We start from the raw sequence: 21,202 nt of genomic DNA, 5'->3' as shown, positions 1-21,202 counted from the left end.
CGTTTAAATTTTAGTTTTTTTACTGCGTGGTGCGCCAAGTAAAATAAATACATGGCAAATACACACAGATAGAAATGCACTAATTCCCAAAGCGCCACCAAAACCATCAAGAATAGGCACTAGATAGGCAAAAAACAGTGAAAATATAATTGCTGAACTGGCAAGCGTATACACACCAAAACGGTGGGGAGCACTCATTCCAATAAATGTGCCGCCAAAAAAGACGATGCTATATAGCTCAGCGTTAAGGCTCAGCTGCGCAAAAATCAAATAGGCAATAATCGATAGAGCTGCAGAGGCTCGGATCCCATCAAAGCGATTATGTTTAGCCAAGTAAAAGGTTAAAAACGCCCCTAACAAAGCAAGCAGCGGATAAATAAGCGTCATATTATTAACTCCTTGGCTAAAACAAATAAGGCGACACTAGCAAATGCAATGCTACCTAATCGTCCACCAAACCCTGCAAATATGTTAATCGTGAGTGTGTACAAAACAGCCCCAATGGCAGAAATAGCCGCAATTTCCCAGTATTCAGTTATTAAACTAGTGGAGCACATACCGGCAAAACTGCCTGCATAAATAGCTGAATAGGGATGGTTTTTGTAATCGTCAGGGAATGGAATAAATGAACCGATAAGCCCCGTTAAACCGGCAGATACAACAATAGGCAATGCGAATGTGGTATGCATTACAAAACACGATAGGCAGCCGATAAAAAAGGTAATGAATTTTAAAAGTATGAATTTAGTCATGGCGCGCACATCATAATGTATCAGTTTTAGCTTTAATAGTTAAAAACTGTGATTTAAGACTAAAATCGATACACCATTGTTAAAAGATGAATTATTGTTGAAAATTATCGATATGCAATGAATGACTAAAAATAACAGTGTTGATGTTCTATAAATTGCAAATTATGTATAATGCGGCATATTTCATATATTAAAAGTTATAACCTAAGGTAATTTATGTCTAACTGTTTACATCTGGCTATCCCCGCTGGCGATCTTGAAAAAGCGAAAACGTTTTACTGTGACGTACTCGGCTGTAAAACCGGCAATAGTGAAGCAGGACGATGGGTAGACATTGATTTTTGGGGCAACGAGTTAACTCTGCATCAAAGCGTTGAGCGTTTACCTACGGTACGTCACGACGTTGATATGGGCGCAGTGGCTGTACCACACTTCGGTATTCATTTATCAGAAAGTGAGTTTCAAGGACTTAAGCAACGCATTGCTGATGCCGGCCTTGAATATTTAGATAAACCTTACCGTCGTTTTGTTGGTGATGAGTTTGAGCAAGAAACCTTTTTTATTGAAGATCCCAACGGTAACGTGCTTGAAATGAAAACCATGGTTAATCCTGAGGTACTGTTTAAAAAGGATTAAGCTAGCTATTATAGCTGAGCTAGTCTTACTGACTAGCTCATGTTTTTTGCCTTTAAATTGCGGTTCCTACCATTTTTTCAGCCTGCTTTGCCTTTCTTTGCAATTTCTGTTTATACATCGCTTCATCACCCGCTTTTAAAACTGTGTCTAAGTTATCAGGTGGCTGAGTATAGCTAGTTTGCCCAACACTGGCGTAAATGGAAATGGTATGGCCCTGATGCTCTATAGTTAACTGGTTTAATTGTTGTTCTAGGGTGTTAACTCGCTGGTTAATTTTTTCGTTGCTATTAAATAATGCCATGGCTACAAATTCATCGCCTCCTAAGCGGCCAACAGCATCTTCACTGCGCATGTGTTGACCAAGTGACTCTGCAACTTTGCACAGTACTTTGTCGCCTACATCATGGCCATAGGTATCATTAATTGCTTTAAAACGGTCTAGATCTATGTATAAAAAACACAAAACGCCTCCACGTTGCTTGTGCTCTGCCAATAAGTCGTTTGCTTTTAAGCTCCACCCACGACGATTGTATATATGGCACAAGTGATCAAAGTTAGCGTGTCGTTCAGCCTGTTTTTTTGCATAACTCAATCTTTGAATTCGTCTACCGACGGCAATAGCTAGTAATAAAGATTCAATTGTAAACGCAATAACAAACCCATAGCGTTGAATGAACGGACTATAATCGGTTAGTAGTACTCTAAAAGTCATACTAATAAACACACTTGCCAGTGCTATAAATACCAAGTTTGCTTCATTGACACCGTACTTTGTTTGTATCGCGCTGAGGATAAAAATAGTCATGACAATAAATAATGATAAATAGCCGGTTACTGCAGAGGTAATATTGGTTATGAGTGGCAGATCGAGCGCTATTTTTTGTAAGCACAAAGTCAGTACGCATAAGGCGGTAACTTTTAATGTATTGCTTAACTTTGGAAAGTATCTAGGTAGCTCTAATAGTGCACTCATAAACCATGTGGCACTGACTATAGTTAAACCAATACTTAACGTGTAAAGATGACTTACGTACACAGAGTAGTACTGCTGTGTAAATAAATAAGGCTGTCCTTCTTGAAAGAATATAAAACTAGCGATACAAAAAATATAAATGCCATACAGTTTAAAAAGAGGGTCTTTTATGCCGTGTCCTATAATTAATGCATAAAAAATAAGTGTGGCGCAAAGACCATAAAAAATGCCAAAAATAAGGTTATAGCGTTGTATTTTTTCGACAAACGGTTGTGTATCTGACCACTTAAAGCGTGGGGTATAAGCTGCTGAGGTAGTAACTGTAAGCTGTGCAGTAAAAACGCCTTGGTCCATTAAAATTGCCATCTGATTGGTTTTTAAAGGTGTTTTATATACTGAATTTTGCTGCCACGAAAAGTCTGTAAGTGCAGGGCGAGTAAAAGAAAATACCCCACCTTGCTTTAAGTTACAGCTTAATTCGAGATGATTAATACCGTTTTTAAGCTTAATATTTGAGACAACTTCTTTGGATAAAGACACCGATGTGTTTGTTGCTCTTTCATTGAGCTGGCAATGCTCTTGCGCATAAGTAACGCTACTAAACAGCATAGTACAAGCGCATATAAAAATGCTAAATCTAATCATCAGTGCGCTTAACATGCTCAAAAACCTCTTGTCTTTATCGTAAAATTCATTGCTACTAAAAGGATGAATACTCTAAACCATACTAACAAAGCAGGTAGGCTTTACTAGTAATTAAGTATTTAAATAATGACTTAGTGCAAAAATGGGTTACTTTTAATCACACATGTATTTCACTGGGGGTTTTATTGAAGTGTCGTTTAAACTCACGGCTAAATTGTGACGCACTAGTATAGCCTACTTTAAATGCGGCCTCGTTAGCTTTACTGCCAGAGGTGATTATTAATTCTTTTGCTTTTGCTAAGCGTACTTTTTTTAAATACTGCAAAGGGGATTCAAACGTAACTTGTTTAAACGCACGATGAAAAGATGACACACTCATATTAACTTCTTCAGCTAAGTGCTCTACGGTAATAGGGTTTGCGTAATCGCTGTGTAATGTTGATAAAGTACGCGCTATGCGCGCGTAATGGCCATCATGCATTGCAAGCCCAATTAAGGTATGCCCTTGAGGGCCACACAGCACCCTATATACTAATTCTTTAACTATATCGCCACCAAATACCTCAGCCTCAAGTGGATTGTTTAACACTGTTAACAGTCGATGAGTGACTTGCTCCATGGCCATATCTAAAGCGGCACTTTGGACGGCTCCGCTTTGTGTTAAAGGAGTTAAAATAGGATTATGTTGCATCATTTGGTTAACCAGTTTGTGCAGCATGGCTGGGTTTATATCAATTGCTATACCCATTACTGGTAAATCGTTATCAGTAAACGCTTCACATTCTAGTGGTACGGGCACTCCCAGTACTAAATAATCGCCTGCACCATACTGTATTTGATGCTCAGGAAAGTGAATAACTTTATGTCCTTGGCCAACAATAATAATACCTGAATTATAAATAAGAGGCTGACGCGCTGAGCTTTTGGTGGCGCGATGAAAGTACACCCCTGGAATAATTGTTTCCATGGTACCTTCAAAGCTGAGCAACTTATTATGCTCTGCGTATTGTTGTAACAAAGTGGCGATGGTCGTCATAAGGGCGGCTTAAATTAACGGTATTTGGCGTAAAATAACAACACTGATAGTTTTAGGCAAGCTTTTGGCAGTTATTAGGCTTTTTATATATGCGCTATGCCATTATTATGCATCTATCAACACTTTATTTATTTAAGAATTGATAAGGTGCTTAGTAATTAACCGTCCCCTTTAGGAGCAAAATAATGAAATTTAGCTACGTAAATCCCACTTTAATTCAATTTGGTCAGCAACAAATTGCCGCACTTACTGATTTGATCGCAAAAGATCAAAAAGTATTAGTTGTGTACGGTGGCGGTTCTATTAAAAAGAACGGCGTATACGATGAAGTTGCAGCAGCACTTGAAGGTTTTGATTGGGTAGAGTTTTCGGGCGTAGGTGCCAACCCAACAATTGAAGTGCTAGACCAAGCAGTAAAAATTTGTAAAGAACAAGATATCGATTTCGTTTTAGGTGTAGGCGGCGGCTCTGTAATTGACGGCGTTAAATACATTGCAGCATCTGCTGTATATGATGGCGAAGGTTGGGATATCCCTACAGGTAAGCATACAATTACCAGCGCATTACCTATTGGTGCGGTACTTACATTGCCTGCAACCGGTTCTGAGTCTAATCAAAATTCAGTAGTAAGCAAAGAAGCAACGAAGCAAAAACTACCGTTTGCATCTCCAGAAGTATTACCAAAATTTGCCATTATGGACCCTGATGTAATGAAAACATTACCGCAGCGCCAGCTTGTAAATGGTTTAGTAGATGCATGGGTACATACGTGTGAGCAGTACCTAACATTCCCAGAAGGTGCACTTGTTCAAGAAGGTTATGCAGAGGCACTGTTAAAAGCGCTTAAAACATTGGGTGATAACTTTGAAAACCAAGACGATGCATGGCGTGCAAACCTTATGTGGGCCGCAAACCAAGCACTTAACGGCTTAATTGGTTCTGGCGTATCACAAGATTGGGCAACCCACATGATTGGCCATGAGCTTACAGCTGCTTACGGCGTTGATCATGCCCGTTCACTGGCTATTGTTCAGCCTTCTTTACTGCGAAATCAATTTGCAGTTAAAAAAGCAAAACTAGAACAAATGGGCAAAAACGTATTTGGTCTTGCACAAACAGACGATTTAGCAGAGCAAACAATTCAAGCGATTGAAGCGTTTTACCATAGCCTTGACGTAGCAACTGAGCTTACTGAGCATGGTGATGACAAAGCGGCTGCCATTGATAATATTATTGGCAAGCTTGAAGCGCATGGCATGGTTGCCCTTGGAGAAAACCAAGCTATTACGTTAAAAGAAAGCCGTGAAATTTTAGAACAAGCGGTTGCTTAATAATGATTAATCTCGACCGTTAACATTTGCTAGCGGCTTTTTGCAGCAAAATAAGATTGAATGAAATAAAATTTTATTTTGCTGCATTACTTTTTAGGTATTTTCAGGTACAGTGCTGAATTAGATAAGTAATGGGCTTAACTAATTGTGTATTTCAATAGGGAACTCGTTTAACTGTGCGTTCAAATCGTTTTTTAATTGTAATGTTACTTGTGCTTGTGCATAGCTTTATAAGCTGTGACGGCGCCGCGTACCATTTACAAGAAGACGTTGACCACGTAAATAGCTCATTATCGCAACTAGGTTCATCTGCTGATGATAGCGATAATGCCCCAACAACAGAAATACATGCCCACCAGCATTGCCACAGTGGCTATAGCCACAGCTCAAATCACTCAATAACTCCCGAGAAAAGTAAACCAACTTTAGCGACATGCTATCACGGCTTACATTATCCACCAGACGTACCGCCACCGAATTTATTTAGCTAGTTTTTAATTTAATTTCAATTGATTATTGTGCTTTTAGCTGCCTACGTGTAAGCGTTTAATGGGCTGTTATAGGCATTTTTAGATTGCTGAGCATTTTACACTGTCGCTATTTTTTGCGTAGGTTGTAAATGGTTTGCAAGTGAACTCTGTTGATTAAAAACGGACAAGCTATATGAATAAAAAACCAATTATGCTGGTGGTGATGCTGTGCACGCTGCCTGCTTTTAGTGCGTTTGCAAATGTTAAAACACTAACTCTAAAACAAGCGTTGATAAATACCGAGCAACAAAATCCGCTATTAAAACGCTACCCTTATCATCAAAAAATACTCAGCGCGCTTAAATCTCAAGCTGCACTTTCGCCTAACCCTATCTTAAATATAGAAGCTGAAAATCTGCTGGGGACAAACGATGCACGTGGTGTGCAAGGTGCTGAAATAACCTTGGCATTTAGCCAGCTTATAGAGCTTGGGAATAAACGCCAAAGCCGCATAAATTACGCTACGGCAAACATTAAAGCCCAAGCAATACAATATCAAAATACTCGTTTAGCCTTATTGGCAACCACTGGTGAGCGGTATTACGAGGCGCTTAAATTTCAAACTTTACTTTCTCTAAATAGCGAGCGGCATCAGGTTGTAAGCCAAGCACTTAAAGCAATAAAGCAGCGAGCTGATGCTGGCGCTGTATCGCAAGCAGATGTAACCCGCATGCGTTATGCGCTTAGCCAAGTTGAGCTTGATAAAGCTAAGCTAAATAGTGAATTTGAGCGAGCGCGTTTATCGCTCAATGAGCTATGGAGTGAGCAACATGATTACACGGATTTAGCGGGAAATATTAATACATTAATAACGCTTAAATCTGAGCAAGGGTTACTTGATGCGGTTAACCAAGCGCCTGATTTTGCAATGTTACAGCAGCAATACTTACAACAAGCGGCCAACTTAGCGCTGCAAAAAGCCAATGGGCAAAGCGATATTAATATAGGTGCAGGCGTGAGCTACAACCAGCAAAACAATACCAGTTCGTTGCTGTTTTCGTTTTCAATGCCATTGCAATTGAGTAACTCAAATAGCGGTAATATTGAAGCAGCTAACAGTCAGTTAGCATTGTTACGTGAGCAGCAAGGACAGTTACGGGTTCAATTACGTCAGCAAGTTCGTACTTTGTATGCCTATTACCAAGGTAAGATGTTACAGGCACAGTTGTTATCTGGGCAAGTTATTCCCCAAGCCCAAACACTCATTGAGCAAAGTTTAAAAAGCTATCAACGCGGACAAATTTCGGTGTTGCAATTGCTCGATGCTCAACAAGCCCTTTTTGACTCTAAACGCGCGTTGATTAATACATATGCAGCGTTATATCAGACCCATCTCGCACTTGAGCGTTTAACTGGCCAATCTTTAACTGAGACTTTTCAATCATGAACAACACTTTTATCGCATTATTAGTATTTCTCTCGTTTGTAGCTAGCTTAACAAGCACATATGTATTTGCCTCAGCAGAGCATGACCAAACAGAGCAAACCCAAAAACAAGGTCCACACGGCGGCTTTTTATTAACCAACGAAAAGCTCACTCTTGAGTTAAAGCTGCAAGAATTGGCAGGTAAAGTTGAGCTGCGCGTATATGGTTATGAGCAAAAACAGCCGGTAGATGTGAACGATTTAAGTATAGAAATAAACTTAAAACGCTTAGTAGAAACGCCGCAAAAAATACAGTTTACCCGTGAGAATGAGTACCTTGTTAGCACGCAACCTATAAATGAGCCACATTCGTTTGAGCTTTTAATTACTGCTAATTATAAAGGTGAACGCGTCAGCTTTGAGTACTCTCAGCACGAAGGCCAAACTGTGCTGAGCGAGCGAGCAATTAAAGGCGCGGGCATTAAAACGGAGATAGCACAAAGCGGCGAGGTTGATATTTCCGACACGCTGTTCGGTGTTATTACACCTACACAGCATGGCACAGTAGAAATTATGGCGCCATATACCGGATTGATCAGCGATATTTTTGTCAGTATTGGTCAAAACGTTCAAAAAGGCGATGTACTGGCCAGCGTCACCAATCGCGAAACTTTGCAAAACTACAGCATTAAAAGCCCTATTAGCGGTGTGGTAACCGAACAATATTTAAAGCGTGGCGAACTGGCAAGTACTCGTGCGCTAATGCAAGTCGTGAACCTTGATAAAGTATGGGTTGAGCTCTCAGCCTTTCCTGAAAATATTGAAAACCTAGCCATTGGTCAAAGCGCTGTCGTGTACGATTTACATCATCATTTAAATGCCCAAGGTAAGGTGTTTTTTATAGCACCTATGATGACTGGCGGGCATATTGCACGTGCTCGTATTGAGCTTAATAACCCTGATGGTCATTGGCGTCCAGGTATGCATGTTAATAGTGATGTCAGTATCGATAAGGTTAATGCTAACGTGCGTGTAAAGCCTGAGGCTATTCAGGAGTTTAACGGTATGGCGAGTGTGTTTGTGCGTAAAGATAGTGTGTTTGAAGTGCGCCCTGTTACTTTAGGCGCAAAAAGTAGCGAGTGGGTAGAAGTCATTGCGGGTTTAAGCCCAGGTAGCGAGTACGTCACAACCAATAGCTATGTGATCAAAGCCGATATTTTAAAAAGCGGCGCAAGTCACGCTCACTAGGAGGTACCATGATTAACTGGATTGTTTCTTTTGCGGTTAAACGCCGCATGATGGTACTGGCACTGACATTTTTATTTGCTGGGTTTGGTGTGTATAACATCCAAAACTTAGCGGTAGATGCTGTACCCGATATTACCAATGTACAAGTGCAAATTAACTCTAAAGCGCCTGGTTTTACGCCGCTTGAAGTTGAGCAGCGTATCACTTACTTAGTCGAAACAGCGATGGCGGGTATTCCTAAGCTTGATTATACCCGTTCGCTTTCTCGCTATGGGCTTTCTCAAGTAACCATTATTTTTGATGAAGGCACCGATATTTATTGGGCGCGTCAACAAATTGGAGAGCGTATTCAAAGTATTCGCGCCGATTTACCTAATAATGTTGAGCCAAACCTTGGACCTATTGCCAGTGGTTTAGGTGAAATATTTACCTATAGCGTGCATGCAAAACCCAATGCGTTAAAAAGTGATGGTATGCCTTACAGCGCCGAAGATTTACGTACTTTACAAGACTGGGTTATTCGTCCGCAGCTTTTAAAAGTAAAAGGCGTAACCGAAATAAACAGCCAAGGTGGCTTTGAGCGCCAGTACCAAGTTGCGCCCATACCAGAAAAGCTCATCGCTTATAAGCTAACAATCAACGATGTTATCAGTGCACTTGAGCTTAATAACAGCAATCGCGGAGCCGGTTATATAGAGCGCTTTGACGGCCAATATTTAGTGCGCTCCCCTGGGCAATTAAAAACATTAGCGGATATAGCAAACACCGTTATTGCTAAGCGTGATGATGCTCCTGTGCGAATTAAGGACGTGGCAAATGTATACTTAGGAAAAGAGCTCAGAACTGGCGCGGCTACCTATAATGGCGAGGAAACCGTATTAGGCACGGCGATGATGCTAATTGGTGAAAATAGCCGTGTGGTTGCCAAAGCCATGGCTGATAAGCTTATACAAGTACAAAAAAGTTTACCTGCAGGGGTTATTATTGAGCCTGTTTATGACCGCACCAATCTGGTTGATAAAACCATCGCCACAGTACAAAAAAACCTGTTTGAAGGTGCGGTATTGGTCATCGTCATTCTGTTGTTATTGCTTGGGAATATCACTGGTGCGCTTATTACCGCCATGGTTATTCCGCTGAGTATGCTATTTGCTATTACAGGCATGGTGGGCAATCGAGTCTCGGGTAACTTAATGAGCTTAGGTGCAATCGATTTTGGATTAATTGTTGATGGCGCGGTGATTGTGGTTGAAAACTGCCTTCGTCAATTAGGGATGGCTCAACATAAACATGGCCGCTTACTTACGCTCAGTGAGCGTTTAGAGGTTGTAACTTCAGCCACCAAAGAAGTGTTTAGCCCCGCAGTATTTGGTATTTTAATTATTATGTTGGTGTATTTACCGCTATTTGCGCTCAGTGGTGTTGAGGGCAAAATGTTTCAGCCTATGGCGTTTACCGTGGTTGCCGCGTTAATAGGTGCACTTATTTTTGCTGTCACCTTTGTGCCAGCGGCTATTGCCGTATTTGTGCGTGGTAAAGTAGATGAAAGCGAAAACGCAGTAATGCGTGGCGTTAAAAAAATCTACAAGCCACTGCTTAACTTATCGCTTAAATTACCGTGGCTGATGGTGAGTATTGCCACTGTTTTGGTATTAGTGCTTGGCTTTAAAGTTAAAAATATGGGCGCCGAATTCTTACCGCAGCTAGATGAAGGTGACATTGCAATGCATGCGTTGCGTATTACTGGCACCGGTATTGAACAATCGGTGCAAATGCAAAAGCAGTTGGAGCAGGCTTTATTAGAGCAGCCTGAAATTGCGAACGTATTTTCAAAGATTGGCACAGCAGATGTCGCCAGCGATCCTATGCCACCTAACGTTGCCGACACTTTTTTAATGTTAAAGCCGCGTGAGCAATGGCCTGATCCGTCACTAAGTAAAGACGCGTTAGTGCAGCAAATTCGTCATCGTGTGAATGAGGTACCGGGTAATAACTATGAATTTACCCAGCCTATAGAAATGCGCTTTAATGAGTTAATTGCCGGTGTGCGTGCCGATGTAGCGCTGCGTATTTACGGTGACGATTTAGCCATACTTAAACAGTTTGGCGAAAAAGCCACTGGTTTAATGCGAAATATTACCGGTGCTACTGATGTTCGTTTAGAGCAAATGGAGGGCTTGCCCACACTTTCTGTTACCCCAATGCGAGACCATATGGCGCTATTAGGATTAACCGTAAACGACATTCAACAAACCCTTGCCGCTGCTGTTGGTGGGGTGCAAACAGGGCTAATTTATGAGGGTGATAAGCGCTTTTCGTTATTAGTACGCTTAGATAAGCGTTGGTCTGATGATGTCTCTGCGCTTGCGCGTTTACCTATTGCGTTACCTAAAAGTAGTAACCCTGAGCTTGCATTTGTACCGCTTGGAGAAGTGGCTACAATCAGTATTGAAAAAGGCCCTAATCAAATAAATCGCGAAAGCGGCAAGCGCAATGTGGTAATAACAGCGAATGTAACAGGACGCGATTTAGCCAGCTTTGTAAGCGATGCCCAAGCGACTATGAACGCACAACTTAACCTACCCAGTGGTTATTGGCTTGAATACGGCGGTACGTTTGAGCAATTACAATCGGCGAGTAAGCGTTTGTCGTTGGTAGTGCCTGTGACTTTATTGCTTATTTTTGGCTTACTTTATAGTGCCTTTGGCTCGCTGCGTGATTCACTGATTATATTCAGTGGCGTACCACTGGCACTAACCGGTGGGGTATTAGCATTATTGCTACGAGATATGCCGCTTTCTATTTCAGCGGGTGTGGGATTTATTGCTCTAAGTGGGGTTGCGGTATTAAACGGTGTGGTGATGCTGTCGTTTATTAAGCAGTTACGAAATGAGGGATTAAGCTTATACCATGCAATACATAGCGGGGCATTACAGCGATTACGCCCAGTGCTAATGACCGCGCTTGTGGCTAGTTTAGGGTTTATTCCTATGGCGCTAAATACCGGTACCGGCGCTGAAATACAACGGCCTTTGGCAACCGTGGTGGTAGGTGGAATTATGTCATCCACTTTGCTCACGTTGTTAATTTTACCAGCACTTTATAAATTAGTGCATGCAAAATTTGAAAAGCAGCAAACAGCCTAAATTAGGTAATAACGTAAAAAGCAGCTGAAGTGTCAGCTGCTTTTTTGTTAAGTAAGGAGTTGCTTAGTTATATTGAAATAGGTTATCCCAGCGCTCATCTAATATGGCTTTTGCGTGCTCTAGATTTATCGCGTTATATAGGGTGTTTGTGCAAGTTACTAAATGCATGCGTTTAAGCTTTTCAAGCGCATCGCTAATTTCAAAATCTAGCTCGCATTTATACTTTGTTTTAAACCACGTCTCTATCTGCTCATCAAGCATTTGTGCGCTTAAGCCACTTTCTGATTTTAGTAAAAATGTATAGGCAAGCAGAGCTTCTTTTATGTCTTCTTCTTCGGCGGCGTCTATAAGGGTATGAAAAACACCGGCGTTGTTATCAAGGTTTTTAAAGTAAAGATTATCGCTCAGTGCTTTCATAAATTTAATTTTACGGTTTTTAAATTTACTCCACTCTTTAAACACAAAACTGCCAAATACTCCAATACCAATGGCTAACGTAATAAAGTGCTGCTGAGTCATGGTAACGGCTTTATCACTAAACCCTCCCCAAAATGTAAACAAAGCAAACAGTAAAAGTAATGAGGCGCCCAGTTTGGTAACTAATACTACCGCACCGCCAATAAGTGCCGATGAGCCAATAATCACTTTATCAATAGGGCGCATGCGTACTTCGCTATTAGGAAATAGCATTTCTAAGTCAGCTTTTGGCACATTTTGAAATAGTTTTACTATGGTTGAGCTGGGCTCAAACCCCATAGGTAGTTTATTTTTTGATTCAAAATAGGCTTTGTCTTTAAAACGGATAAATACTGCTACGCGATCGTAGTTGGTAAAATGCAGTGGCTTTTTACGTAACCCCCAAAAACTGGTTATGGTTTCGGTGAGTTGCGACTCGCCACGGCGATAAAAAACCACTTCTTCAAAATCCTCAAACTCTACCTCAAGGCGCACTTTAAATAGTGATTCTTCGTTTAGTGCATCTTGTAGGTCTTGATGGGTGATCACTTCAAAATTAGCCGCGTTTAGAACTTTGGCAAAATCTTTAGCAAAATCACGTTGGCACTGCGCTTTTTGTTCATCAGTCACGCTGTTTATCAAACGAGTATCGCTATTTGGATCAAAAGGCGCGTAATTATTTTTTAATGACTCAAGTGTGCCATGGTAATGAAAGTGAATTAAGCTGGCTAAAAGTTCACAAAGCTGCTTAAAAGAAGTTTGTTGGTCTTTATTAAGCTCTTTGGCGCACATTGTAATGATGTCGTGTTTTCTAAAGGGAATGTAGCGGGCAGTTTGCATATTGTGAAAATTTTAAAAGTATAATGGTATATAAAGATAATAAAGCAGTCTTATAATGATTACTATGTTGACTGTATTTCTTCAGGTAGCATTAACCTTATTATGAGATGATTTAGTCACTTACCTAATTGCTAACAGGACGTTTATGGCTATACAAAAAAAGCTCAAGCAAAAAACACGTCAGTTTATTGAGTCTAAAAATATGCTGGGTGGGATTACTATTGCCTCATTTTTAGAATCCACCATAGTTCCCATTCCACTCGAGGCAGTGCTGGTACCACTTATGCAAGCACGACGGGAAAAGCTTTGGCAAATTGCCCTAATGGCAACACTAGGCTGTATTGTAGGTGCGTTATTTGGCTATGCTTTAGGCTATTACTTATTTGATATCATTGGCGATTGGGTTATCAACACATTCTCAAGCCCTGAGCAGTTTGAAAACGTAAAACAAAAAATGCAGGCACAAGGATTTTGGTTTGTGTTAAGCCTAGGTATCGTGCCTATTCCGTTTCAAATTGCGATGCTGGCCGCTGGCGCAACTAAGTATTCGCTGGCGCTGTTTTTATTAGCAAGCGCTATTGCTCGCTCTATACGTTATTTCGGCTTGGCAATCGTGGTGTATTATGCGGGCAATCAAGCTGAGCGTATTATCAGCAAGCACAAAACTAAGACCATGATTGGGTTAACTATTTTAGTTGCGATTGGCTGGGGTGTTAGCACATTAATTTAAATTAATCAGTTTTAGTTTATGGTATAGTTTTTAGCAACAATAATAAGTTTAAATACAGCCTATGATGAATCCGGAAAAAGTGAGCCTTAAGCTCAGCCGCTTTGTAAAAATTACCAGATTAAACAAACTGTTAATTTTAGCTATGCTGGCATTTATTATTGGCTTTTCAATTTTTTCGTTAATGCGCTTTCCTTTATTGGATTTCAAGCAAAATCTTTACGGCTTTACCACTGACTTTATTAACTTAGTGGTTATTTTTACAATTTTCTTTATGGTGCAATGTTCACAATTAGCTAAAAAAGCCTACGTGTATGTCAGTATCGGTTTAATGTTATGGATTGTAGCATCTACTGCCGATGTGCTTGATGAAGTAATACATCAGCCTCTTTGGATAAGCAATTACGTAGAGGATTTATGTCGCACATTGGGTATGTTAATTACTGTTTATGGTTTATTTAAAACCATGCACTTTATGCAGCGAATGCACACTCGGTTAGCGCAAGAATTTATCATAGATGATTTAACTAAAGTGTATAACCGACGCTGTTTTTATCAGCATGTGAAGGAGGTTGTTAATAATCCTTACACTGTTTTAATCATAGATCTTGATCATTTCAAACGTATTAATGACGATTTTGGCCATGATGTGGGCGATCAGGTGCTTAAACAGTTCGCAGATAAAGTGAATCATCTTTTTAAAAATGAAAATATTTTTGCTCGCATAGGCGGTGAGGAGTTCGCCGCTTACTTACCTAGTTATGAGCTTGATGAAGTGCTTAACTTTGCGCAGACTATTCTAGAAACTGCTCGTACTATTACAGTACAAAATCAGCGTTCTTTAACGGTTAGTATCGGTATTGCGCACCGTAGTAGCGATCAGAGCTTTGAAAATGTAATGAAACGTGCAGATCAGGCATTATACCGAGCTAAAAAAGCAGGCCGTGATCGCCTTGAGGTTGCTTAAACATAGTAATTTTATAAAATAGATTTCGCTTGTGCTATTTTTGGGGACTTCTGTTGCGAGGTAAAAAAGGGACTGTATGGATGAGTTAATCGGATTAGCAATTATTGTATCTATTGCGATTGTTGCAGGGGCTATTTGTGGATTAGTGGCCTTAGTGCAATTGAACACCCTTAAACAAGAGGTTGCAGTATTAAAACTAAAACTATTACAGTTTGAGTCAAATCAAAATGTAGCAAAAAATGAAAAATCCTCCGCTGACCCTCAAGTAGATAACGCAATACCTCTAAACCGCTCAGATATTCCTGCTGCTGTTAATAAACCAGTAAGCATTAAACCTCCACCACCTCGTAAAACGATAACTAAAAAACCATCGAGTATTGAACTGCTTTTTAAACAATTACGTGCAGGCTTCGAGAAAAATTGGATGACCTGGATTGGTGCTATTGCTTTGGCTTTAGGTGGCGTGTTTTTAGCAAAATACAGTTTAGAGGCTGGGCTACTTTCACCTGCAATGAGGCTCAGTGCCGGTGGATTATTTGGCATTGGCTTAATCGCAGCAGCGTATTATTTACATTATAAACGCATCGTTTTTGAAGGCTTTAATAATTACATTCCTGCAGCCCTTGCCAGTGGCGGCTTTATGACTTGTTTTGCCTTAATGTTTTTAGCTTATAACAGCTTTAGCATGCTAAGTGCTGAGTGGGCATTTATTGGCTTAGCAGTTATTGCTGTGTGTGCTAGTGTAATGGCAATAAAGTTAGGCCCTTTACTTGCTGTAATAGGCATTATAGGCGCTTACAGTGTTCCTATTTGGGTAAATACGGGCAGTGGGCAGTTATTTTCTTTGCTTATTTATGTTGCCCTTGTGAGTGTTGCCGCAGCAGTTGTGGCACATAAAGTAAAGCGTATTTGGCTGTGGTATTTACTATGGGTAGGGCATATTGGCTGGTACTTGGTTGGACTCACTCTATTTAACTACGACACAGTGTGGTTAATAGGCGCTTTTGCGTTGTTAAGTATTTTAGGATTAATCGCTATTGCACGCTTAGGCTTGGGCTTTAACACCCTTGAAGTACGCCCGCACAGCTTTAAACGGTTAGTTAATTTATTTCCAGACCACGGTTTGTTACTGGCCTTTATTGCTCCTTTAATGATTGCCATGCTGTTGAGTGTGTTTAATTTACAATGGCAAATCGTGGCGTTATTAAGCATCGCTTTGTTACTATTTTTAGTGCTAAAAAATAGCCGTTGGGATGCATGGCAGGCTGTCTCTTTATTAATTGCACTGTTATTAGTGGTCAGTGCTAAACAAACTTATGCCTTTAATGACGCGTTATTCATTTTTAAAAACGAATACGGGCTAGGCTTATTACTTGCTCTGGGGCTAAGTGGCTATGGACTCTATTTTGGTAATAAATACCCAAAACGATTAGCTTTTCATTTGCTTGCTTCATTAAGCATGTTTGCATTAGTTGGCACTTTGTATGCGATGATCCCAAACACGGCTTTAGCAACCGCTTACCCTCTTTGGGCGGTATTGCTATGTTTAATGAGTGCCGTGTTAATTAAATTTACGCAAAATAATACAACCTTATGGCAGCGCTTTAGTTATTGGGTGGGGGCAAACGCCAATATTACCTTAGCAATTACGATGTTACTGAGTGATAGTGGCCTTACCATTGCTCTGGCTGTTCAAGTATTACTGCTGAGCTTACTGATAAAAAAATACAATGTGGCTATGCCACACTGGCCAATAAAAGCCCTTGTGGCGGCATTACTTTTACGCCTTACCTTATCGCCGTGGACGCCTAGTTATGATGAGCTAAGCATATTTGGTTTGCATTGGAGTTTAGTTGTTTACCCGCTGTGTATTGGGTTATTTTTTGCAGCGGCTAAATGTTTTAATACTTCAAAACTAAAAATATGGCTTGAAGGAGCAGCACTGCATTGTTTAGCGTTATTTGTGACAACCGAAACCAGTTATCAACTGGTAGGGCACTACCCTCAGCTGTTTTCTTTAAGTTTTTATGAGCAAGTTTTGCTCAGTTGTAACTTGCTTGCTTTAGGCTGCGTTTATTTATATCGCGCGCAAAGTGCAGGGCAGCTGGGCAAGCTATATCGCACTGCAGGTTTTATTTTATCAGCGTTAGCTGGCTTGTTGTTAATCAATACAACGTTGGATGATAATCCGTTATTAATGCGTCTTTATGTTGGTGAAACACCAATATTTAACTGGATACTTTTAATTTGGTTGGTCCCGAGCCTGCTGGCGTTATGGTTAGCGAGTTTAGTTAAATCGTTAAATGCTAAATTGAGTCAAATTACACTCGGTGTGTCTGGTTTATTAGCGGTATTAGCTATCAACACCTTGATCCGTCAATATTGGCAAGGCGGCTTCATCTACCTTGATAAAGCAACCAGCGACGCCGAGCTATATAGCTATTCGGTTATTTGGTTATTACTCGGCGCGCTGGTAGTGATAGCCGGGCATTTAAAACAGCAACGGTTACTGCAAAATGTTGGTTTAGGTATTCTTGGCGCTGTAATTGTTAAGGTGTTTTTAATAGATATGGCAAATTTAACGGGACTTCTAAAAGCATTGTCCTTCATCGGTTTAGGGCTGTCGCTGGTAGGGCTTAGTTGGTTGTTTCAAAAACTCAAAAAGCGCAGTCATAGTTAAGTTCAAGCCCAGTACTTACTGGGCTTAAGCTCTTATTAATCGTTAAGTGCTGTGGTTCAGCAGTGCTTTAAGCTTACCAGGTTTTACTGGTTTACTCAGATAATGAATATTTTCGGCTTTGGTGGTTTGTTTTAGCTCAGTGTCACGCACTGCGGTAATTAAAATAGCCGGAATATCGCTTTGCCAAATTTCGCGTAGCGCTTTAATTAAAGTAATGCCATCCCAATCATTACCTAACTGATAGTCCATTAAAATAACATCAGGTGCGCCCTGTTCTTTTGCATAAGTTAACACCGCGTCCACTTTATCGAATAGGGTGTAATTTGCCTGCCAGCGCTTTAATAGGCTAGCCATGGCTGCAAGGTTTTCAGGGTCGTCGTCAACGGCAATAATATTTATCGCGGCGCGGTTGTCGACTATATTTTGACTGGATTGTTTTTGCTGTACTAATTGCGCATCACCATAAGGCACTTCAATGCTAAATCGGCTGCCTTTATTAGGTAATGAAACCACATCAATCGGCAGGCTCAATAAATCAGCCATACGTTTAACCACCCCTAAACCTAAGCCAACGCCTTTATTGTCGCTAGCTTCAATTCGATAAAAGTCGTTAAATATTTTTGCTTGTTCAATGTCGCTAATACCAGGGCCGGTATCCCATACTTCAATCCGTAAACTGTGCTTTCTGTTTCTACAGGCAATTAATACACGGCCATTTTCCGTGTATTTAATCGCATTTGACAGTAAGTTTTGTAGTATTCGGCGTAAGTAAGTAATGTCGCTGTGTACTATTTGCTTATTTGAACGTACTTTAAATGAGAGTCCTTTATCGCTCGATAAAATCGCATATTCGCTTTTAAGGGGATCTAAAATATCATCAATGTAAAAGTGACGAGGATTTGGGGTCATTGCCCCTTGCTCTAGCTTGGCAATTTCTAATAAAGCCGACATTAAATGCACGGTGGAATCGAGGCTATCACCTAGCTTATTAAAGTTATTTTTATTGGTGCTATCTAACTGAGTTTCATCAATGGCGGCGAGATATAATCGTGCCGCATTGAGCGGTTGTAAAATATCATGGCTGGCCAGTGCTAAAAAGCGAGTTTTACTATCATTCGCTTGCTCAGCTTCACGTTTAGCTAAAGTAAGTGCTTGCTCTGTTTGTACGCGACTATCGATTTGTGCTTGCAGGCTACTATTAATGGTTTGCACTTCTTGGGTGCGCGCTTCAATGCGGTTTTCTAAGTCCATATTAATTTCTTCGAGCGCATTTTGCGTACTAATATGATTAGTAATATCAGAAAAACTCGTTACAAACCCCCCATCAGGTAGTGGGTTGCCTATCATTTCGTAAACTTGGCCATTTCGACGATGACGAATAAAGTGATGTGAGCTGCCATTTTTTAAATGCTGAACCCGCTTATCAACATGGCGCTCGATTTCACCGGGGCCGCATTCACCGCGCTCTGCGTTATACCGTATTATTTCTTCAATGGGCTGGCCAACTTGTAAAAAACCCTCAGGGTAGTTAAACATTTCGCTATAGCGCTTATTCCAAGCAACGAGGTTAAGATCTTTATCTACCACAGATAGTCCGTGGCTTAAGTTTTCTAGTGAGGTAAATAGTAAGTTCTGATTAAACTGCAGTGCTTGTGTGGTTTCATCAAAAAAGTTTACCACTTCTTCAAACGCCATTCGTTTGCCAGATGATACTGTATGAATAAGTGCTTGCGCAGAGGAAGCACCTAATACTCCAGTCAGTGCGCGTTCGCAGTAGACAATAAAGTCAGCGCGAGGGTGTGCATTGTTGTCGTTTAAATCATGATGGAGTGCGTAATGCGATAAAATTTGCTGGCTACGCTGAATGCCTAAAAAGGTTTGCAGTAAAATTTTAAAGTCGTATACCGTGGCTTTTACGTTTTTATTTAAGCGACGAGATAAAATGGCCTGATCTTTGGGATTAACAAATGCCGCCGCTTGAATTTTATCGATTAAGCGCTCTTCAGCTCCCAAGGAAAAGCTAATGTAACAGCCAATATTAGCAAACAATGCGATTAAGGTGCCTCTAGTTATAAGCGTTTGTTGCAGTTCACTGTCTAGTGGGTTAGGGGCTTCTAAAATAGGCAACATCAAAAATAGCACCCAACAAATGACCCCTGCGAGTAGCCCAGCATAAACACCATAAGCATGACCTTTTCGCCAATATAAACCACCCACAATAGCAGGCAATAATTGTGACACTAATGAGAAAGCCACTAACCCCATACTGGCTAGCGCACTGCCACTACCAAACCATTGCTGATAGAAGTAGGCTAAAATAAGCACCCCAGCAATGGTAAAGCGCCGTACTAATAAAATGCGGGATTTGTAGCTAGTGGTGATTAAATTACGTTTAAATTTACGGCGCAACATTAAGGGGAGCACCACGTCGTTGGAGATCATGGTGCTTAGTGTAAGTGTTGCAACAACAATCATGGCTGTGGCAGCAGAAAGCCCACCTATAAACACAAAGGTGGTTAAAAAAGCGTTATCGTGCAGCATAGGCAGTGCCAGTACAAAGCTGTCTGGGGATAAACTGCGGCCTATTTCTGGGTGAATAGCAGCGGTGGCAATAGGTAAAATCATTGCTGCGGTTAATAACAAGTACAATGGAAAAGCCCAGCGAGCAGTAAATAAATGGCGCTTATCTTGGTTATCAACCACGGTGACATGAAACTGCCTTGGCAAACAAATTATAGCGGCCGCCGCCATTAGTGACTGACCTATAAAGTTAAAGCTAAAAAAGTCGAACTGCGCCCAATGCAGCCAAATTGACTCGGCAACTTGGCTAGAACCCTCTGTGGGTAAATTAAATAAGCTATATATTGCAAGCCCTGCAACAGCCGCCAGAGCAAACAACTTTATTAGCGACTCAAACGCCACAGCGAGCATTAAGCCCGATCGGTACTCGGTTACATCAACTTTGCGCGTGCCAAAAAATATAGCAAATAGCGCCATCATTAAAGTGGCCGATAACGCCAAAATATCCCCAGATATCTGATTACTATTTTGCAAAAGTAAAAAGCTAGAACTAAGCGCTTTTAATTGTAATGCAATGTAAGGAATAGTGGCTAATAAGGCAATAATGGTCACCATAATTGCAGTGGTTTGGCGTTTGCCGTAACGCGCTGAAATAAAGTCGGCGATAGTGGTGATATTTTGTTTTTTACTCACCAATACCAGTTTACGTAAAAAGCCTTGGCCGAAAAAAAACAGTAAGGCGGGTCCTAATAAAATAGGCAAAAAGCTCCAACTACTAGTTGCAGCGGTGCCTACCGAGCCATAGTAAGTCCACGAAGTACAATAAATTCCCAATGCAAATGAATACACAAATGGGTGATGACTAATACGCTTGGCAAGTGGGGTGGTCTTATCACCCCAATTTGCCAGCCAAAACAGCACGCCTATGTAGCCAAAGGCAACAATGAGTAGTACAGCTGTCATGTTTATTTAACCTCGTAGAGTGTTTTTATAATTTGTCATAACTATACCCAAACTATTTCAAGATGCGAGCGCCAGTTGGAGTTTGAAGTAGTTTGCTTATTAACAATACCTAGCTGCAAATAAAGTAGGGGGTATACATTTTGTTTATGTTATCTATAAATAAAATAAAGCTATGATATTTAAGGGTTAATTTGTTTTTGTCTATTTAGTTAGACTAATGTCTTATTCCCACGGTTTGTTTTAATTTGGCTAAAAGCTTGAGCAATAAAAATCTATTAAGCTACTGAAATTTAAGTGGTTCATGAGTTGTTTATTAATTGATCATGCGCAGTTTACGGAAACGTTAATATGTTGTTACGACTATTGTCGCAATTCAATATTTGAATT

General features: G+C 40.6%; 15 protein-coding genes. 9 read left to right on the top strand and 6 right to left on the bottom strand.

What is annotated here, in order from left to right; genetic code table 11:
* Positions 1-3 precede the first annotated feature (3 nt).
* Together AC0VZ5_RS12765 and AC0VZ5_RS12760 are read right to left on the bottom strand one after the other, a co-directional pair.
* Positions 4-387 carry a hypothetical protein gene (locus AC0VZ5_RS12765; RefSeq protein ID WP_010387586.1) on the bottom strand — a complete coding sequence of 128 codons (384 nt, stop codon included), beginning with the start codon at positions 385-387 and terminating at the stop codon, positions 4-6.
* Positions 384-752: a hypothetical protein gene (locus AC0VZ5_RS12760; protein ID WP_178956527.1), complete on the bottom strand. Its 369-nt coding sequence runs from the start codon at positions 750-752 to the stop codon at positions 384-386. The genes AC0VZ5_RS12765 and AC0VZ5_RS12760 overlap by 4 nt, the downstream gene beginning before the upstream one ends.
* A gap of 216 nt (positions 753-968) precedes the next feature.
* Between AC0VZ5_RS12760 and AC0VZ5_RS12755 the strand changes: the two genes are divergently transcribed.
* A complete protein-coding gene (locus tag AC0VZ5_RS12755; protein ID WP_138608683.1) occupies positions 969-1,388 on the top strand; it encodes a VOC family protein in 420 nt (139 codons plus the stop codon).
* 52 nt (positions 1,389-1,440) lie between these two features.
* Here the strand turns inward: AC0VZ5_RS12755 and AC0VZ5_RS12750 are convergent, their stop codons facing one another.
* Positions 1,441-2,970: a sensor domain-containing diguanylate cyclase gene (locus AC0VZ5_RS12750; protein WP_475473105.1), complete on the bottom strand. Its 1,530-nt coding sequence runs from the start codon at positions 2,968-2,970 to the stop codon at positions 1,441-1,443.
* Positions 2,971-3,163: 193 nt separating this feature from the next.
* Positions 3,164-4,042, bottom strand: coding sequence for an AraC family transcriptional regulator (locus AC0VZ5_RS12745; RefSeq protein WP_178956525.1), 879 nt, complete (start codon positions 4,040-4,042; stop codon positions 3,164-3,166).
* Positions 4,043-4,227: 185 nt separating this feature from the next.
* Here AC0VZ5_RS12745 and AC0VZ5_RS12740 point away from each other — a divergent pair, with 185 nt between their 5' ends.
* The 5 genes from AC0VZ5_RS12740 to AC0VZ5_RS12720 all read left to right on the top strand — a co-directional run bounded on the left by AC0VZ5_RS12740 (position 4,228) and on the right by AC0VZ5_RS12720 (position 11,662).
* A complete protein-coding gene (locus tag AC0VZ5_RS12740; RefSeq protein WP_010387594.1) occupies positions 4,228-5,373 on the top strand; it encodes an iron-containing alcohol dehydrogenase in 1,146 nt (381 codons plus the stop codon).
* 176 nt (positions 5,374-5,549) lie between these two features.
* Positions 5,550-5,864, top strand: a complete 315-nt coding sequence (locus AC0VZ5_RS12735) for a hypothetical protein (RefSeq protein ID WP_138608676.1) — start codon at positions 5,550-5,552, stop codon at positions 5,862-5,864.
* A 172-nt stretch (positions 5,865-6,036) separates the two neighbouring features.
* The gene (locus tag AC0VZ5_RS12730; RefSeq protein ID WP_178956524.1) at positions 6,037-7,290 is read left to right on the top strand and encodes a TolC family protein; all 1,254 of its coding nucleotides are present in this window, start codon (positions 6,037-6,039) and stop codon (positions 7,288-7,290) included.
* The gene (locus AC0VZ5_RS12725; protein ID WP_178956523.1) at positions 7,287-8,516 is read left to right on the top strand and encodes an efflux RND transporter periplasmic adaptor subunit; all 1,230 of its coding nucleotides are present in this window, start codon (positions 7,287-7,289) and stop codon (positions 8,514-8,516) included. Before AC0VZ5_RS12730 ends, AC0VZ5_RS12725 begins: the two co-directional genes overlap by 4 nt.
* A gap of 8 nt (positions 8,517-8,524) precedes the next feature.
* Complete coding sequence (locus tag AC0VZ5_RS12720; RefSeq protein WP_178956522.1) at positions 8,525-11,662, top strand: efflux RND transporter permease subunit; 3,138 nt, start codon at positions 8,525-8,527, stop codon at positions 11,660-11,662.
* Positions 11,663-11,725: 63 nt separating this feature from the next.
* Here the strand turns inward: AC0VZ5_RS12720 and AC0VZ5_RS12715 are convergent, their stop codons facing one another.
* Positions 11,726-12,958, bottom strand: coding sequence for a TMEM143 family protein (locus tag AC0VZ5_RS12715; RefSeq protein WP_138609195.1), 1,233 nt, complete (start codon positions 12,956-12,958; stop codon positions 11,726-11,728).
* Between the two features lie 145 nt (positions 12,959-13,103).
* On the opposite strand from AC0VZ5_RS12715, the gene AC0VZ5_RS12710 reads away from it, so the two are divergent.
* From AC0VZ5_RS12710 to AC0VZ5_RS12700, 3 genes are all read left to right on the top strand, one after another.
* The gene (locus tag AC0VZ5_RS12710) at positions 13,104-13,688 is read left to right on the top strand and encodes a YqaA family protein (RefSeq protein ID WP_010387603.1); all 585 of its coding nucleotides are present in this window, start codon (positions 13,104-13,106) and stop codon (positions 13,686-13,688) included.
* A 64-nt stretch (positions 13,689-13,752) separates the two neighbouring features.
* Positions 13,753-14,652 (top strand): GGDEF domain-containing protein, encoded by a 900-nt coding sequence (locus tag AC0VZ5_RS12705; RefSeq protein WP_178956869.1) that lies wholly within the window; start codon positions 13,753-13,755, stop codon positions 14,650-14,652.
* 76 nt (positions 14,653-14,728) lie between these two features.
* Positions 14,729-17,332 (top strand): DUF2339 domain-containing protein, encoded by a 2,604-nt coding sequence (locus tag AC0VZ5_RS12700; protein ID WP_475473101.1) that lies wholly within the window; start codon positions 14,729-14,731, stop codon positions 17,330-17,332.
* Positions 17,333-17,374: 42 nt separating this feature from the next.
* On the opposite strand, the gene AC0VZ5_RS12695 is transcribed toward AC0VZ5_RS12700, so the two are convergent.
* Positions 17,375-20,815: a hybrid sensor histidine kinase/response regulator gene (locus tag AC0VZ5_RS12695; protein WP_475473099.1), complete on the bottom strand. Its 3,441-nt coding sequence runs from the start codon at positions 20,813-20,815 to the stop codon at positions 17,375-17,377.
* Between the last annotated feature and the right edge of the window lie 387 nt (positions 20,816-21,202).

The sequence above is a fragment of the Pseudoalteromonas sp. QJM3NY_12 genome, from assembly GCF_056173165.1.
Note: the sequence above shows the minus strand (reverse complement) of the source record. Positions and strands in the feature narration are given on the sequence as shown.